At 37.8% G+C, this 14,934-nt stretch carries 16 protein-coding genes and 1 riboswitch; of the genes, 8 read left to right on the top strand and 8 right to left on the bottom strand.

Annotation, left to right across the window (positions count from 1 at the left end):
- Positions 1-47: 47 nt before the first annotated feature.
- Entirely contained in the window at positions 48-566 is a 519-nt protein-coding gene (locus tag VXS03_RS07930) for a hypothetical protein (protein ID WP_327763067.1), read from the bottom strand.
- A 234-nt stretch (positions 567-800) separates the two neighbouring features.
- Here VXS03_RS07930 and VXS03_RS07925 point away from each other — a divergent pair, with 234 nt between their 5' ends.
- Complete coding sequence (locus VXS03_RS07925; protein WP_327763066.1) at positions 801-1,157, top strand: DsrE/DsrF/TusD sulfur relay family protein; 357 nt, start codon at positions 801-803, stop codon at positions 1,155-1,157.
- Positions 1,158-1,245: 88 nt separating this feature from the next.
- On the opposite strand, the gene VXS03_RS07920 is transcribed toward VXS03_RS07925, so the two are convergent.
- Complete coding sequence (locus VXS03_RS07920; RefSeq protein WP_327763065.1) at positions 1,246-2,274, bottom strand: substrate-binding domain-containing protein; 1,029 nt, start codon at positions 2,272-2,274, stop codon at positions 1,246-1,248.
- A 199-nt stretch (positions 2,275-2,473) separates the two neighbouring features.
- Here VXS03_RS07920 and VXS03_RS07915 point away from each other — a divergent pair, with 199 nt between their 5' ends.
- The 6 genes from VXS03_RS07915 (at position 2,474) to VXS03_RS07890 (ending at position 6,954) form a co-directional block, all read left to right on the top strand.
- Entirely contained in the window at positions 2,474-2,806 is a 333-nt protein-coding gene (locus VXS03_RS07915; RefSeq protein WP_327763063.1) for a tRNA-binding protein, read from the top strand.
- Positions 2,807-3,041: 235 nt separating this feature from the next.
- The gene (locus VXS03_RS07910) at positions 3,042-3,629 is read left to right on the top strand and encodes a sugar O-acetyltransferase (RefSeq protein WP_327763061.1); all 588 of its coding nucleotides are present in this window, start codon (positions 3,042-3,044) and stop codon (positions 3,627-3,629) included.
- Positions 3,630-3,772: 143 nt separating this feature from the next.
- Positions 3,773-4,783, top strand: a complete 1,011-nt coding sequence (locus VXS03_RS07905) for a transposase (RefSeq protein WP_327763059.1) — start codon at positions 3,773-3,775, stop codon at positions 4,781-4,783.
- 375 nt (positions 4,784-5,158) lie between these two features.
- The gene (locus VXS03_RS07900; RefSeq protein WP_327763057.1) at positions 5,159-5,500 is read left to right on the top strand and encodes a 5-carboxymethyl-2-hydroxymuconate Delta-isomerase; all 342 of its coding nucleotides are present in this window, start codon (positions 5,159-5,161) and stop codon (positions 5,498-5,500) included.
- 91 nt (positions 5,501-5,591) lie between these two features.
- Entirely contained in the window at positions 5,592-5,990 is a 399-nt protein-coding gene (locus VXS03_RS07895) for a cystatin domain-containing protein (RefSeq protein WP_327763056.1), read from the top strand.
- Positions 5,991-6,303: 313 nt separating this feature from the next.
- A complete protein-coding gene (locus VXS03_RS07890) occupies positions 6,304-6,954 on the top strand; it encodes a Qnr family pentapeptide repeat protein (protein ID WP_327763055.1) in 651 nt (216 codons plus the stop codon).
- A gap of 66 nt (positions 6,955-7,020) precedes the next feature.
- Here the strand turns inward: VXS03_RS07890 and VXS03_RS07885 are convergent, their stop codons facing one another.
- The 6 genes from VXS03_RS07885 to VXS03_RS07860 form a co-directional block, all read right to left on the bottom strand.
- Positions 7,021-7,461 (bottom strand): VOC family protein, encoded by a 441-nt coding sequence (locus VXS03_RS07885; RefSeq protein ID WP_327763054.1) that lies wholly within the window; start codon positions 7,459-7,461, stop codon positions 7,021-7,023.
- 99 nt (positions 7,462-7,560) lie between these two features.
- Positions 7,561-9,150, bottom strand: a complete 1,590-nt coding sequence (locus VXS03_RS07880) for a Na+/H+ antiporter NhaC family protein (protein WP_327763052.1) — start codon at positions 9,148-9,150, stop codon at positions 7,561-7,563.
- A gap of 83 nt (positions 9,151-9,233) precedes the next feature.
- Positions 9,234-9,408: riboswitch (Lysine riboswitch) on the bottom strand.
- Between the two features lie 151 nt (positions 9,409-9,559).
- Positions 9,560-11,746, bottom strand: coding sequence for a cytochrome-c oxidase, cbb3-type subunit III (ccoP, locus tag VXS03_RS07875; protein ID WP_327763051.1), 2,187 nt, complete (start codon positions 11,744-11,746; stop codon positions 9,560-9,562).
- Positions 11,743-12,351, bottom strand: a complete 609-nt coding sequence (gene ccoO, locus VXS03_RS07870; protein WP_327763050.1) for a cytochrome-c oxidase, cbb3-type subunit II — start codon at positions 12,349-12,351, stop codon at positions 11,743-11,745. Before ccoO ends, ccoP begins: the two co-directional genes overlap by 4 nt.
- On the bottom strand, positions 12,344-13,762 hold the full coding sequence (gene ccoN / locus VXS03_RS07865) for a cytochrome-c oxidase, cbb3-type subunit I (protein WP_327763049.1): 1,419 nt from the start codon (positions 13,760-13,762) through the stop codon (positions 12,344-12,346). Before ccoN ends, ccoO begins: the two co-directional genes overlap by 8 nt.
- An 83-nt stretch (positions 13,763-13,845) precedes the next feature.
- Positions 13,846-14,208, bottom strand: a complete 363-nt coding sequence (locus VXS03_RS07860; RefSeq protein ID WP_327763048.1) for a c-type cytochrome — start codon at positions 14,206-14,208, stop codon at positions 13,846-13,848.
- A gap of 455 nt (positions 14,209-14,663) precedes the next feature.
- Here VXS03_RS07860 and VXS03_RS07855 point away from each other — a divergent pair, with 455 nt between their 5' ends.
- Complete coding sequence (locus VXS03_RS07855) at positions 14,664-14,903, top strand: hypothetical protein (RefSeq protein WP_327763047.1); 240 nt, start codon at positions 14,664-14,666, stop codon at positions 14,901-14,903.
- The last annotated feature ends 31 nt before the right edge of the window (positions 14,904-14,934 follow it).

Raw genomic sequence — 14,934 nt, 5'->3', positions numbered from 1 at the left:
GTGTAAAAACTATATTTAGTTAATACTGTGGGCGTCTTTATTGGTGGTTATTTATTATAAAACGCATTAAGTTGTTGGATAATTTCATTTTTACCATCAACGTTGTGTAATTTCTTTACACTGCCATCGGGAATTTCAAAAATATGCTTAATCGCCTCAGCGCTTGCATTGGAAATACCATTAGTTCGGTATTCTAAGCGTTGATGAATTAACTTATCTGATGTGGTTACATAAATCAGATCAATATTATCAACATGCTGGCGAATGTAATCGCGGTGTTTTTTCTTATACGCCCCTTGAGTGATCACCAGACGTGGATAAATAGCGCGATAGTAGTGAATTTTATCAACAATACGGCTAAAAAATTGGTCACGCATTTCTTCTGTAAAAGGCTGCTTCGCTGCAATAACCTGACGCATTTCATCAGTAAGATCATCATCTGCATGGTAAACAAACCATTCATGATGAGCGCCAATAACGTCGCCGACAAATGATTTTCCTGCACCTGATAAGCCAAACAAAAACAACACTGATGGGGCAGAAGTTAGTTGGAGGCGATGGCTCATTAAATGCTCACTGTAGATGACAATTAGGTGATGGCAATTGCATTTAACATACAATTACACGTTAAGGGCGTTAATGTGCCAAATTATTGCTGCAGTTAAAAGTTTAAAATTACAAAAAATACTGCTAGAGAATAAAAAATAGACATTAGGTGCGGTTTACATTCATAAATGACTACTGACGATGGATTTCATGGTAAAACAGAAGTCGAAAAATCAGATAGGGATAGGAAAACAATGCAAACCATATTGATAATAATTAATGATGCTCCTTATGGATCTGAGCGTCCGTTTAATGCACTGCGATTGGCCATAAAACTAAATGAACAAGATGCTGAGCCTGTTGCTGTGAAAATTTTTTTAATGTCTGATGCTGTCACCTGCGCACTAGCAAAACAAGCTCCAACGGAAGGGTATGATATTCAACAAATGGTTGAGATTGTTCTGGCTCAAGGTGGTGAAGTTAAATTGTGTAAAACATGCTGCGCTGCACGCGGGTTAACAGCATTACCGCTAATTGAAGATACTGTAATTGCAACATTGGATGATTTAGCTGAATGGACGCTTGCCGCTGATAAAGTGATTACGTTCTAAAGTAGTGCTAATAGATAATAACCACATAGGTGACAGTGTCACTTATGTGGTTGTCTAGCGTGTATATAGAAATTCAGTCAAATGAAAATTATTGAGGATCCATTACAGATAAACGCTTAATTAAGGTTGGCACAAACATATGCGTAATACTTGAATCAGATTTTGTGGTATTCGGTGTTGATTGTTTTGCTGCCGTCGCTAATTGAAAAGCCAATTGTGTCGCTTGTTCTGCCATGATCTGAATGGGATAACGGACAGTTGTTAGCTTTGGATGCAGATACTTTGCAATTAAGCCATCATCAAAACCAATTAAAGACATCTGATTTGGCACCATTAAACCATTACCTTCAAGTACCGATAAACATCCCGCTGCCATATAATCGTTATAAGCCGCAATTGCCGTTATTGGTTGATTTTTGGCGAGTAGGTTAGTCATTGCGATCTCACCACCATCTTCATCTGGTGTGCCATATTCAATATAACTTTGTGGCGCAGTAAGTTGGTGTGCTTGTAACGCGTCTAAATAACCTTGCTTACGCTGCTCAGTGTCTTCAATATCATGGTTGGAACAAATATAACCAATGTGCTGGTGGCCATGTTTAATTAATAGCTCTGTGGCTAAATATGATCCTCGATGGTTATCAAGCGCAATACAACGATCTGCAATCTCAGGAATAAAGCGGTTAATAAGCACCATTCCCGGCACTTCTTGTGAGTAAGCAATTAATTCATTATTAGACAAACTCTTACTGTGAATAATTAACGTATCACAGCGACTATTGATCAACAGTTCAATAACATCGCGCTCACTGTCAGCATTATGGTAGCCATTACCGATCAATAAATGCTTATTGTGTTGGCGAGCGATATTGTCGATCGATTTGATCATCGCGCCAAAGAAAGGATCAGAAACATCACCCACTAACACGCCAATAGTATTGGTTGATTGGCTGACTAACGCACGAGCATTAGCATTGGGACGATAACCCAGTGTCTGCATTGCTTGTGTTACAGCTGTAATAGCAGCTTGACTTGCTTTTGGTGATTTATTGATCACCCTTGATACGGTTGCGACAGATACTTCGGCGAGTTTCGCCACATCTTTAATTGTTGCCATGATCACCTCTTTACTGTTGAAGCTATTAAACTACGCTTGTGTAAATAACGCAATTTAACTGTGTGATATGGCTAACTAATTCGAAATGATATTCTTTGTAAATCAAGATTTAATTGGTAGTGTAAACGTTAACATGATTGTGTATGTATGCCACGATTAATAATGAACTTGATTGAGTATTAAATACAAAGGAGATTCCATGGACACTATTTCGTACGCAGATTTCGCTAAATTAGATATTCGTGTGGGTAAAATTATTGATGTTGTTCGTCATGACAATGCCGATAAACTGTATATTGTTCAAATTGAAGTGGGTGAAACTAAGCTTCAGACCGTCACCAGCTTAGTGCCTTACTACACCGAAGAGCAATTATTGGGTAAGCAAGTGGTAGTACTATGTAATCTAGCCAAAGCCAAGATGCGTGGTGAAACATCAGAGTGTATGTTGCTATGTGCTGAAACGGATGATGAATCTGAAAGCGTGCTATTAACTCCAGAACGTTTAATGACAACGGGCGTTAAGATTGTTTAATTGTTGTTTGTAAATATGTATAGCAACTGTAGTTAGTAAAAATTGAAATTAAACGACAGAGGCCCGATTTTTTGATTACTATCGGGCTTTCAAAGTAAAAAATTATCTGATTTATAGTGTTTGTTAGATTATGACGAGGGGAGTATGGGCGCGTGCTTAAAAATAAATTTGAGTAAGTTAGCCGTATAATAAGTCGTTAGTTTTTTGGACTACCTTCAGTAATTTAGGTATATAAATGAAAGTATTGAGTAACAGAGCAAAGAGTCATATTAGTGGAGAACTGTATAATCCAGACTCAGAAGGGTTACCTGAAGATAGACTTAAGGCCGCTAAATTATGCCATCAAATAAGTACATGCTTTGAAGTCGATGAAAAAAATATTTTGATTCAACGGCTTTTTGGTTGTTCGGATGAGACGACTCAGTTAAACGGTCACTTTTTTTGCGATTATGGCTATAACATAAAAGTCGGTAAAAACTTCTACATGAATACCAACGGTGTCATTTTAGACTGTGGTAAGGTCACTATTGGTGATTATGTAATGATAGGTCCAAATGCTACATTATGCACAGCTGGACATCCACTTGATGCTGCAACTCGCTATACCTACGAAGAGTTTGCTAAACCAATTAATATAGGTAATAAAGTTTGGATTGGCGCTAATGTGGTTGTTTTACCAGGTGTAAGTCTTGGCGATGGTGCTGTTGTCGGTGCTGGAAGTGTTGTGACAAAAGACGTACCTGAAAATACGGTTGTTGTAGGTAATCCAGCAAGAGTAGTGAAAAAAGGGATCAATGTAGCTCAGGTAAAGACTCGCAGTTAAGAAAAGAAGAATAATGGACAGCAAGAAGAATAATGGACAGCAAGAAGAATAATGGACAGCAAGAAGAATAATGGACAGCCACAACCTTGCACATTAACTATGAGCTACTACAGTTAAGCTTCAAGTTGCTTATGGTGAAACGAATGACAATCTCAAGACGAAAATTGATAGAACCCCAAATAACGCCCTTTTATCATGTGATTAATCGCTGTGTTCGTCGTGCTTATTTGTGCGGGGATGATCCGTATAATGGCAAAAACTATCATCATCGTCGTGGTTGGATAGTAAATAAAATCAAACAATTAGCCGCAGTGTTTTGTATTGATGTATGTGCTTATGCGGTGATGAGTAACCATTATCATTTAGTGCTTAAAATAGACACTGAACAGCAACAAAAGTTAACGCCAGAAGCGGTGATATCACGCTGGTTACAGTTATTTAATGGTCATCCTATTGCGGTTGATTTTTTAAAAGAGGGTCAAATTGGCTCGGATAAACAACAAGCATTATCAAATTTAGTGGCTGAATGGCAACAACGATTAGGCAGTATTAGTTGGTTTATGCGTTGTCTTAATGAAGAAATCGCGCGAAAAGCCAATAAAGAAGATCAATGTAAAGGGGCTTTTTGGGAAGGGCGGTTTAAGTCTCAAGCCTTACTGGATGAACAAGCGTTATTATCTTGCATGATGTACGTTGATTTAAATCCTATCAGGGCTGGTGTTACATCATCACTAGATCAATCAGATTTTACTTCAATTCAACAGCGCATTCGTGAATACCATCATACTAAAGCTTCCAGATTAAAGAAAACGCCATCAAGTACTAGCCATTTTCAATTATTACCTTTTATTGGTAGTGAACATCAGGCAAAAAAAGCGGGGATAAACTTTGCTTTTGCTGATTACCTTGAGCTTATTGATTGGACTGGTCGGTGTATTCGAAATGATAAAAAAGGCTTTATTACACCTAATCAACCTAAGATTTTACAGCAAATGGGAATAACACCTGATGCTTGGCTTGAACACAGTGAACAATTTATGGAGCATTATGCCAATGTAAGCGGGAAATGGTCCCGAATGTGTGCATTCAAACAACATGTTGGTGGGCATTGGTGTAAAGGAAAGTCTGCGAGTCACCAGTTACATCCGAGTTAAATATGCTTATTTATAATTAAATAAAAATACTGCAATAACTTTTAGGATTGTAGACGTTGTTGATTCTGAAATATGAGGATAGAGCAAATTTAACGAAGAATTTAAATAATAAGCTGTAAATTTCAGATTCGAGAGTCTATTGCTAGTGGAATAATTTATTTTTTAAGGGAGTTTTTAAGAACTAAAATATATGGCTGTCCAGAGTTGAGGGGCCGATGCCGGGAATAAGGATGATAATTGGGCATTGATCACAGATTGATACATTAGTGATTAAATCCTAAGTTGGTTAACTAATATTAGTGATGTTAAGCAGTTATGGTGTTTATTGTGTGCTACCGTCAAAAATATTAGCTGTACTAAAGAGGGAGTAACAACATGCCACATTGTATCGTGGAATATGCGAAGGATTTAGAAAACGACATTGATTTAAATGAATTAATGACTACAACGCATTTTTCTATTTTTAGTTCAGGTATTTTTGAAGAAGAGGACATAAAAACTCGTCTTATTCCTTATGCGCTTTATCGTACAGGAACGACAGCCAAGCCATTTGTACATATCACATTACGTATTTTACCTGGTCGTTCTGAGCAGCAGAAAGATATATTATCTGAATTAATATTGCATAATGTTGCTTCGATGTTTCATTCTGATATTGCCATTAGTGTGGAGATTGAAGATATTAATCAGCAATCATATCGTAAATATGTAGTATAAATTTGCAAATTAAGTTTTTTTTTCAATTTTATTTGCAATGAACACTGTTTTTATGTTGTTATAGAGACGTCTACTATAAATAGGAAAAGTCATGAATAAGAAACTTCTGGTTGTTGCTTTGGGTTCATTAGCGTTAGTGGCGTGTAGTGCACAAGATATTAAAACGACTAACGAGGCAAATATGCAAACGGGCTGTGACTATACTCACGCAATTCCTGGCGGCTGGCAACAAGGTGAGATCACTCCTGAAGTAACAGCGGCAGCACAAGCAGCAGTAAAAGATATTGCTGGTGATCATCAGTTAAAAAATGTGATTCATGTTACTCAACAGGTTGTTGCTGGTATGAACTATAACGTTACATTTTCAATCGAAAATCATGACGTTTATACCGCTAAAGTTTTCCGTAGTTTAAAAAACACTTACACTGTTGAGTCGGTAAACAAGAAAGTTGGCGCAGCTTCAAATTGTGATGTGCCTAATCATTTATAGAGTGTGGTTATTATTTAATCGCAATCTTTAATAAAAAAAACAGCCGCTGCTATTAATTATTTATCAATAGCAGCGGCTGTTTTTTTATGTCCATTTCTAGCGCGCTAATACCATCATTAAGAGACGATAATAAAAACAATGGGCGCGTCTGCTTTTTCTGTTAAATAATGCGGTAATGTGTCTTTTGGGAGCTATATTTGGCTATTTAAGTTAATTTAAAAAAACACTTATTTGTTTGTTTTTTTACTGGTAATTAATGGTTTATTGTTATTAATATAGGTAATGTTTTTAGACTTAAATAGAGTGATCATTGATGCATGTAGCAAAAAAACAATTTGACGGTGAAGTCTTCTCTCATCAAGATTTAAGTGAAGCAACCTTTGAACAATGCCAGTTTTATCGCTGTGATTTTTCACGAGCAGACTTAACGGATGCCTGTTTCATTGATTGTAGCTTCATTGAAGCAGGGGAAACTGACGGTTGCAATTTTGCTTATACCAAATTAAAAGACGCTAGCTTTAAAGGCTGTAACTTAGCTATGGCAAATTTTCGTAACGCACAATGCTTTGGTATTGAATTGCACCAATGTAATCTTAAAGGTGTTGATTTCCATTATGCGTCTTTTGCTAATTACATTACGCATAATTCTTTCTTTTGCTCGGCATTTATTTCTGGATGTGATTTAAGTTATGCCAACTTAGAAAGTGTGATGCTTGAAAAATGTGAGCTATTTGAAAACCGTTGGCGTGGCGCTAATTTAATCGGCGTGTCATTTAAAGGTTCTGATTTAAGCCGTGGTGAATTTTCAAGTGAGCAATGGCAACAAGCGATATTTAATGAGGCTAACCTATGCCATGTTGATCTTGATAATGTTGATGTTCGTCGAGTGTCTTTGGAAGGCGTTCAAATTTGTGATTGGCAACAAGAGCAGCTATTGGGCAATTTAGGCATCGTTGTTTTATAGGTAGTTATACAAATAAATGACAGCCACAGAAATACAGTATATGCCTGTGGCAGTGTTGATTAATGGTTACCATTCACCAATGTTAGCTTGTGAAATCCATGGTTCAGCAGGGGATAACGGCTCACCTTTTTGTAGTAATTCAACTGAAATACCATCAGGCGAACGAACAAAAGCCATGTGACCATCACGAGGTGGACGATTAATCGTTACGCCATTGTCTTGTAAGTGTTGGCATAATTGGTAAATATCATCAACACGAAATGCTAGATGACCAAAATTACGGCCGCCAGTATAAGCCTCAGCATCCCAATTATAGGTTAATTCTAATAGTGGTGATTGTGTTGCTATTGCCGCTTGTGCCTGAGCGGGTGCGGCTAAAAATACTAATGTAAAACGCCCACGTTCACTTTCTTTTCTATTTGTTTCAACTAACCCTAATTTATTGCAGTAAAAGTCCAGTGAGGCATCTAAATCACTGACACGTACCATAGTGTGTAAATATTCCATTGCTTATCTCCTAAATAAAAAATCCCCGCAGTTTACTGCTCTAGAATAAATCAAATAAGCACGAAAACGAACGGGGATTCTTGTTTAATAGTGTTGTTGTTAATTAGTTTGTGTTACTACCATAAGTTGTTGCTTCTTATCTTGGCGTACATGGTAGATACAGCAGCCGATGAACCAAACAGAGCTAACAGCAATACCGATAATGGTTGAGCCAGTAATACCCATTGCAAGGTAACCTAGGAATGCACCAAAAGCGACAGTTAATGCGTAAGGTAACTGCGTCATAACGTGATCCATGTGATGACTGCCTGCACCTGTTGCTGACAAAATACTGGTGCTTGAAATCGGTGAACTGTGATCACCAAATACTGAACCTGCTAATACTGCTGATAGCATAGGCATTAATAAGTTAACATCACTTGCAATCGCCATATCACCTGCCAATGGCAACATAATACCAAATGTACCCCAACTAGTGCCGGTCGCAAAAGACATACCACACGATAGTAAGAACACTAATGCAGGCAGTAACTCAACAGGTAACCCATATTTTGTTAATGATGCTAAGTATTGTCCTGTTTGCATGTCGCTTACAACAGTACCAATCGTCCATGCAAATAACAGAATGATAATTGCTGGCATCATCGCTTGAACACCTTGAGGTGCAGCTGTTAACCATGTTTTTAATGGCAACTTTAAGCGCAGTGCTAACACAATGGACACTGCAAGACTACATAATGCGGCATATACTAATGATGAACCAACATCAGTATGCTCTATTGAGCCGATTAAGCTAAATGCTTGACCTTTAGCCGCTAATACTTCTGCACCGCTGATGATCATAAATACAACGCTAGAAACAGTCAGAGTAAGAATTGGTAAGACCATATCAATCATGGTGCCATTACCTTCACCTTCAGTAGTGATTTCTAATCCTTTAGGGTGACCTTTTGATTCATCCCAAAGTTGGCCGTCACGTGCGCGTTCTTCGTGCTTACGCATTGGACCAATATCAAGTTGGAACGTGATAACCACAAGCACCATTAATAAGGTAAACACAGCATACAAATTCATTGGAATCATCTGTACGAATAATGAAATCGGACTCGTTTCAGTAATATCGTTGGTCACCAAAATACCGCCAAGGATCGCAATGATATATGCGCCCCACGATGAAATAGGGGTAATAACACATACAGGTGCTGCGGTTGAATCTAACAGGTAAGCTAATTTTGCACGTGAAATTTGAAAACGGTCAGTTACGGGACGACAAATAGGTCCAACAGATAGGCTGTGGAAGAAGTCATCAATAAAGAAGGCAAATACCATCATACCCGTTAAGATATTGGCACTGCGACGATCTTTACAGCGACGAACACCCCATTCAGCAAATGCCTTGGTTGCGCCTGTTGCGGTCATTAAGCTAATCAAACCACCGAGTAATAACATAAATAATAACATGTTAACGTTACTGGTATTGATCGCACCATCAGCCCAAACTAAGCCAAGAATTTGATGTAAAAGATATTGTAGTGCTGCGAGTGGGTTGAAATTATTTAGAAGGATTGATCCTGCAATAATGCCCACGCCTAAAGACAACAATACGCGGCGGGTAGTAATTGCAAGAATAACTGCCAGTAGTGCGGGAACTACCGATAATAACGAATCAGAATATTGAACTAAATTCATGGATCTCTTAAACACCTATAATAAGGTGGAGATCTACCGAAAGGATAGAGAAACAGATTTCTTTAGAAATAATACTTCTTATCCCTTAGGGTAGCGCTCCATAGACAACATAACTATGGCAGTTCTGTACTTATTAAATACAGAACCAGCGATTATTGATGACTCAATAATTACTTCGGCGCTGACTCCTTTCTTCGGCTCTCATTGGGGATCTCCCTCCAACCGAATACTTTTAGGCAGCGCGCCTCTACTCAAAGGATTAGTCTTGACTATACCTAGATATTTCTCACAAGCAATAAAAAATAATGCTAAATTGTGTAATAGGTTTAAAATACAGCAGCTCAGCTAACTGATTATAGTTTCAATCAGTTAGCGCATGCTTATTTCGTTATTGTTGCATATTGTTTCGTTATTCAGGATTGTCGTTCATCGGTTGGGTCATATTGTGAATATTGCCTGCAAATCCTGCTTTGATAAGATCTTGACGAATTTTAGTTACCTCTTTTTCTGTCACAGGGATATTTCTTCCCCCTAATTTTTGACGTACAAATGTAATTAATTGAGCCAAATCAGCATCATTTAAAACTGTGTTAAAACTACTCATTGGCATAAAATCTATTTCTTGTTCTAAGAAGTTTGGCATTAAACCGCGAATAGTAACAGCAATGGTGTCATACGGATCTTTATGCATGATAATGCCATTATTAAGCAGTGCTGGTGCAATACCTTCGCGACCTTTACCATCTGGGCCATGACAAGCACCACAGGTTTGAATATACAGTCCATATAATTGCTGATCTTTAGTTTGTTGATCGGCAGAACCTTCAGCTAAATTAGGATTCTGAATATTTATTTGTGCTGGCGTTAAATCACCAAAGCCAGGTGGTGTAATTTGACCAACCGATTTATCTAATACGTTATATTTGTCGCCTGTAATAAGGTATTCCGCAATAGCACTGACATCTTCACGGGTTAAATAACGGGTACTGTTTTTTACCACTTCCGCCATCCCACCAAATGCGGTGCCTTTTTCGGAATGGCCTGTTTTAAGAAAATCAGTCAGTGAATTTACATCCCAGCGATCTTGATAAAGTTCGGTTGCGGTAATATCAGGTGCCATCCAGCCATCAATTAAATTACCTTGAAAGAGCTTATCGGCAATTAACGCTTGAGCAATATTCCGTGGTGTGTGGCACTCAGAACAGTGGCCCAAGCTCATGGTTAAATATTTACCTCGACGCCAAGTTTCAGTGCTGTTGGCTGGATATTGTAATGGGTCAGTATCAAGAAATGCGATATTCCAACCTAATAACCCTAAGCGAATATTACTTGGAAACATCATTTGGTTATCTAAATTACGAGTATTTACGTAATTGAGTGATTGCATGTATACCCATAATGCTTCGGTATCAGCATCTGTAATATATTGATAAGAAGAGTAGGGCATGGCAGGGTAAAGATAGCCGTGTTTGCCTTTACCTTTATGCAGGGCATCATAAAATTCACCATAAGTATAATCGCCAATACCAAATTCAGGGTGCGATGAAATATTAGTGGAATACAATGTACCAAATGGAGTAACAAAACCTAGCCCGCCACCAAATAATTCGCCACCTTCACCCGTATGACAAGCAACGCAGTCTCCAGCGTAAGCGAGATATTGTCCTTGAGTAATTTGTTCTTTGTTTAATTGGGCAATTTCGGTTTTACGAACAGTATTTTGATGACGTAGATAGGCGCCTAATGCTTGAATTTCAGCATCAGAGAGTTGCTGGGAAAAGGCTGGCATAACATTATTAAGACCATTGTTTATAGTATGCGTAATGCCCTCAATACTGCCATTATGTAACCAGATATTATCGGTTAAATTGGGGGCACCAAGTAATTGATTGCCTTTTGCATCACTACCGTGACAACTGGTACAGTTTTTATTAAAGACAGTTTTACCTTGTTGTAATGCAAAACTTGATGCTGAAAGAATACGATCAGCTTGTAACGAGGCAATATAAGTGGCGACATGATTAATATCTTCAGCAGATAGAATAGTTTTCCAACCCGCCATAACACCATTACGGCCTTGAGTAATGGAGTGATAAATATCTTTATCTGTACCACCATACAGCCATACATCATCAGTTAAGTTAGGAAAGTGGGTTTGACCTTCTGCTTCACTTAAATGACAAGCGGCACAATGGGTTTGAAACAGGGCGTTACCCGCTGTCACGATGGTATCGTCTTGACTTAATTGGAGGTATGAACCGTCGCTGAGTTTTGCCTGTGCGATTTGTGCTTCTAAATTTGTTGCATGCGGTTGAGAAGCTTCATTGGTTGATTTCCATGCCATCAGTCCTTGCCAGTTACCAAGTCCAGGATAAAGCACTAAAAATATAGCGGCGAATAGAAATGCAATACCATAAGAAAATAATAATAATTTGGGAACAGCCGCATCATTTTCTTGAATGTTATCAAAACTATCAACTGTTTTATCTTTATCTGCAGTATGATTTTTTCGCCAATAATACACCACGACGATGAGCATCAAAATTAAAAACAGTAAGGTCAATAATGTAACCCAATTGCTCCAGAAAGTGTTCATTGCTGTACTCCCTGATCTAGGCCCAGACTTTGTAAATAAGCAATTAGCGCTTCAGCTTTAGTATGGCCTTTAACGGCAAGGCGAGCTTGTTGTATTTCTTTATCGTTATAAGGTACACCGAGTATGCGTAATGCTTTGAGTTTTGATTCTACATCTTCACCATCTAGCACCTGCTCAAATAACCATGGGTAGGCGGGCATGATTGAGGTGGGTACAACATCGCGTGGATTATTGAGGTGTATAGCATGCCATTGATCAGAGTATTTGCGTCCAAGATTGGTGAGATCAGGGCCGGTACGTTTAGATCCCCATAAATTAGGAAATTCATAAATGTCATCGCTTTCTCGGCTATAGCGGCCATAGCGTTTTACTTCTGCATCTAAAGGGCGCACCATCATGGTATGACAGGTGTGGCAGCCCTCACTGATATAGATATCGCGACCTTCAACTTCTAATGCAGTCAGTGGTTTTGCACTGGATTCAGCAATCAGTTTGTCTTGATAAAAAAAGGCTGGTAGCACCCATACAAGAAAAGAAATACTGGCAACTATGACGGTGGAAATAATTAAGATAAACACCGATTGTGTGAAATCTTTATTAAGCATGATCATCGTTCTCCTCAGTTGAGGATGTCGTTATTAATGGCTGCTTTAGGGTGCGATAAAGATTATATATCATTAGCACTAACCCAAAGACAAAACTGACACCACCAATGAAACGTGCCAGCATCCAAGGTGAAGAAAAGTTCATTGCATCTACAAAACTATAAGTTAGGCTGCCGTTAGGTTCTTGTTGTAACCACATATAACCTTGACCAATACCAGCAATCCATAGGGCAACGGCATAAATAAGAATACCGATGTGTGCGAACCAAAAATGCCATTTGACCAATCGGTTAGACCATAATTGCTGGTGGCCCCAAAGGCGAGGAATGAAATAATAAAATACGGCAATGGCTGACATACCCACCCAACCCAATGCAGCAGAATGTACATGACCAATGATCCAATCAGTGTTATGCGCAATCATATTAAACCAACGAATAGCCAGTAATGGGCCTTCAAATGTGGCGAGTGCATAATAGACAATTGCAGAGAAAAAGAACCACATGATGTAGTCATGTTTTAGTTTAGGTTTATTACTCAGTAAGGTCATAATGCTATTAAATGCGCCACCCCAAGAGGGAAGCCATAGAATAAGTGACATTACGATGCCAAGGTTTTGAAGCCAATCAGGAACAGATGAATAAATAAGATGGTGCGTACCTGCCCATGTATAAAATCCGACTAAGCCCCAAAAGTGAATAATAGATAGCCGGTAAGAGTAGATCGGACGGTCGGATATTTTAGGAATGAAATAGTAGTTCATTCCAATAATACCTGCAGTTAGAAGGAAGCCAACGGCATTGTGACCCCACCACCATTGTACGATCGCATCTTCAGCGCCGGAATATATGGAATATGATTTCCAGAAGGTTACGGGTAATTCAAGATTATTGACGATAAAAATCATCGCAATAACTAAAATAAAAGCGCCATAAAACCAATTGGCGACAAATATATGTGCCACGGTTCTTTTAGCGATGGTGCCAAAAAATAAAATGGCATACAACACCCAAACCACGGCTATTAAAATATCAATTGGCCACTCAAGTTCTGCGTATTCTTTTGATGTGGTAAAACCCAGTGGTAGCGTAATAACCGCAAGGATTAATATAAGTTGCCAGCCATAGTAAACAAACCAAGATAAGCTACGGTTAAATAATGGCACTTTACAGGTTCGTTGAACAATATAAAGTGATGTTCCCATTAAAATATTCACCACAAAACCAAAAATAACCCCGTTGGTATGTAATGGGCGTAGGCGACCGAATTGAAAATACTCTGAGTTTAAATTGAGCGCGGGCCAATAAAGTTGTCCAGCAAGAATAACGCCTATCGTCATGGCTATTAGTCCCCAGATAACACTGGTAACCATGAAGTATTTAACAACTTTATAATTGTATTGAATATCCATTCTTAAAACCTTTGACTGTATTATTTGTCAAAAAACAATTTGTTAAATTAATAGCGCTCTATGCTGTTGTTGGTATAAGTCTGTTAATTATCATCTTTTATAGGTTCTGATTTAACATGATTAAAATAATAAGCAATATCTAGCATATCTTGTTCACTTAATACGTCAGCCTGTGCATGCATAAGAATTGCCAAGCCGTCATTACGTTGACGTAATTTATAGGCTTTCAATGCTGCGACAAAATACGCTTGTTTTTGGCCTTGAAGATTAGGGTAGGTATCAATGGTAGAAATGCCATCAACACCATGACACGTCATACATACCACTGATTTTTCTTTGCCTTGCAAATACTGTGTTTCCGCATTGGATTCTGTGGCTGTAACGGCTATCGAACAAAGGAAGGTGCAAATTGTGAATATGAATCTAACGAATGAATGTTGTGTCATAGTCGATACTCTATTTTATCATTATGATCGTGTATTAACGGTGGCGTTATCGAGTCTTGTTATTTAAAGATAGAGTAAAAGGTGCTTTTATGAAGAGGAGATCGCATGATTTTTAGGACTGTTATTCTTAACTATAAGAATAACAAGGAACTATTTTAGTTATATATATTTTACTTAAGGTTTAATATTACAGTTGGTTTTCTTTATAAACAGTTGCTTAGATATGTATAACTCAATCTGTTATTAATATATAAACATTAAATATTAGTAATAAGCTAATATGTTAATAAGTGATGATTGTGAGTAACTTCATATGAGATATTTTTGGTTATATAGTTAATCGTTATATAATTAAGCTATTATTATAACGAGTTAACAAATATGAAACTATTTAATGGTATTTAGCGTCATAATCTAATATTTTAGAGCTGTTTATAAAAATAAGGATGTTTAGTATGAATTTCTTCTTCCGTTCCAAAAAGAAGACAGCGAAAGTAACAACAGCATTACAAGCAAAGGAAAGGCTTGTCAGTGAGATTACTCGCCACAGAACATCACGACATTTACAATTGATGAAAGAAGAGTTAAGTGCGTTGTTAGCGCAATTCTCTCATATTAAAGAAAACAAAGTTGATGTGGTGACGAATACTAAGTCGCAATTGGTATTAAAAATTAATGCTAAATTAAGCCATTAAATCATGATGAATATTATTATTTGTAGTGATT

The organism is Photobacterium sp. S4TG1, assembly GCF_036040035.1.
Taxonomy (GTDB): domain Bacteria; phylum Pseudomonadota; class Gammaproteobacteria; order Enterobacterales; family Vibrionaceae; genus Photobacterium.
Note: the sequence above shows the minus strand (reverse complement) of the source record. Positions and strands in the feature narration are given on the sequence as shown.

What these genes read in the sequence shown, in the direction of transcription:
- VXS03_RS07930 (WP_327763067.1), bottom strand. Translation starts at nt 566, where the DNA reads ATGAGCCATCGCCTCCAACTAACTTCTGCCCCATCAGTGTTGTTTTTG.
- VXS03_RS07925 (WP_327763066.1), top strand. Translation starts at nt 801, where the DNA reads ATGCAAACCATATTGATAATAATTAATGATGCTCCTTATGGATCTGAG.
- VXS03_RS07920 (WP_327763065.1), bottom strand. Translation starts at nt 2,274, where the DNA reads ATGGCAACAATTAAAGATGTGGCGAAACTCGCCGAAGTATCTGTCGCA.
- VXS03_RS07915 (WP_327763063.1), top strand. Translation starts at nt 2,474, where the DNA reads ATGGACACTATTTCGTACGCAGATTTCGCTAAATTAGATATTCGTGTG.
- VXS03_RS07910 (WP_327763061.1), top strand. Translation starts at nt 3,042, where the DNA reads ATGAAAGTATTGAGTAACAGAGCAAAGAGTCATATTAGTGGAGAACTG.
- VXS03_RS07905 (WP_327763059.1), top strand. Translation starts at nt 3,773, where the DNA reads ATGACAATCTCAAGACGAAAATTGATAGAACCCCAAATAACGCCCTTT.
- VXS03_RS07900 (WP_327763057.1), top strand. Translation starts at nt 5,159, where the DNA reads ATGCCACATTGTATCGTGGAATATGCGAAGGATTTAGAAAACGACATT.
- VXS03_RS07895 (WP_327763056.1), top strand. Translation starts at nt 5,592, where the DNA reads ATGAATAAGAAACTTCTGGTTGTTGCTTTGGGTTCATTAGCGTTAGTG.
- VXS03_RS07890 (WP_327763055.1), top strand. Translation starts at nt 6,304, where the DNA reads ATGCATGTAGCAAAAAAACAATTTGACGGTGAAGTCTTCTCTCATCAA.
- VXS03_RS07885 (WP_327763054.1), bottom strand. Translation starts at nt 7,461, where the DNA reads ATGGAATATTTACACACTATGGTACGTGTCAGTGATTTAGATGCCTCA.
- VXS03_RS07880 (WP_327763052.1), bottom strand. Translation starts at nt 9,150, where the DNA reads ATGAATTTAGTTCAATATTCTGATTCGTTATTATCGGTAGTTCCCGCA.
- ccoP (WP_327763051.1), bottom strand. Translation starts at nt 11,746, where the DNA reads ATGAACACTTTCTGGAGCAATTGGGTTACATTATTGACCTTACTGTTT.
- ccoO (WP_327763050.1), bottom strand. Translation starts at nt 12,351, where the DNA reads ATGCTTAATAAAGATTTCACACAATCGGTGTTTATCTTAATTATTTCC.
- ccoN (WP_327763049.1), bottom strand. Translation starts at nt 13,762, where the DNA reads ATGGATATTCAATACAATTATAAAGTTGTTAAATACTTCATGGTTACC.
- VXS03_RS07860 (WP_327763048.1), bottom strand. Translation starts at nt 14,208, where the DNA reads ATGACACAACATTCATTCGTTAGATTCATATTCACAATTTGCACCTTC.
- VXS03_RS07855 (WP_327763047.1), top strand. Translation starts at nt 14,664, where the DNA reads ATGAATTTCTTCTTCCGTTCCAAAAAGAAGACAGCGAAAGTAACAACA.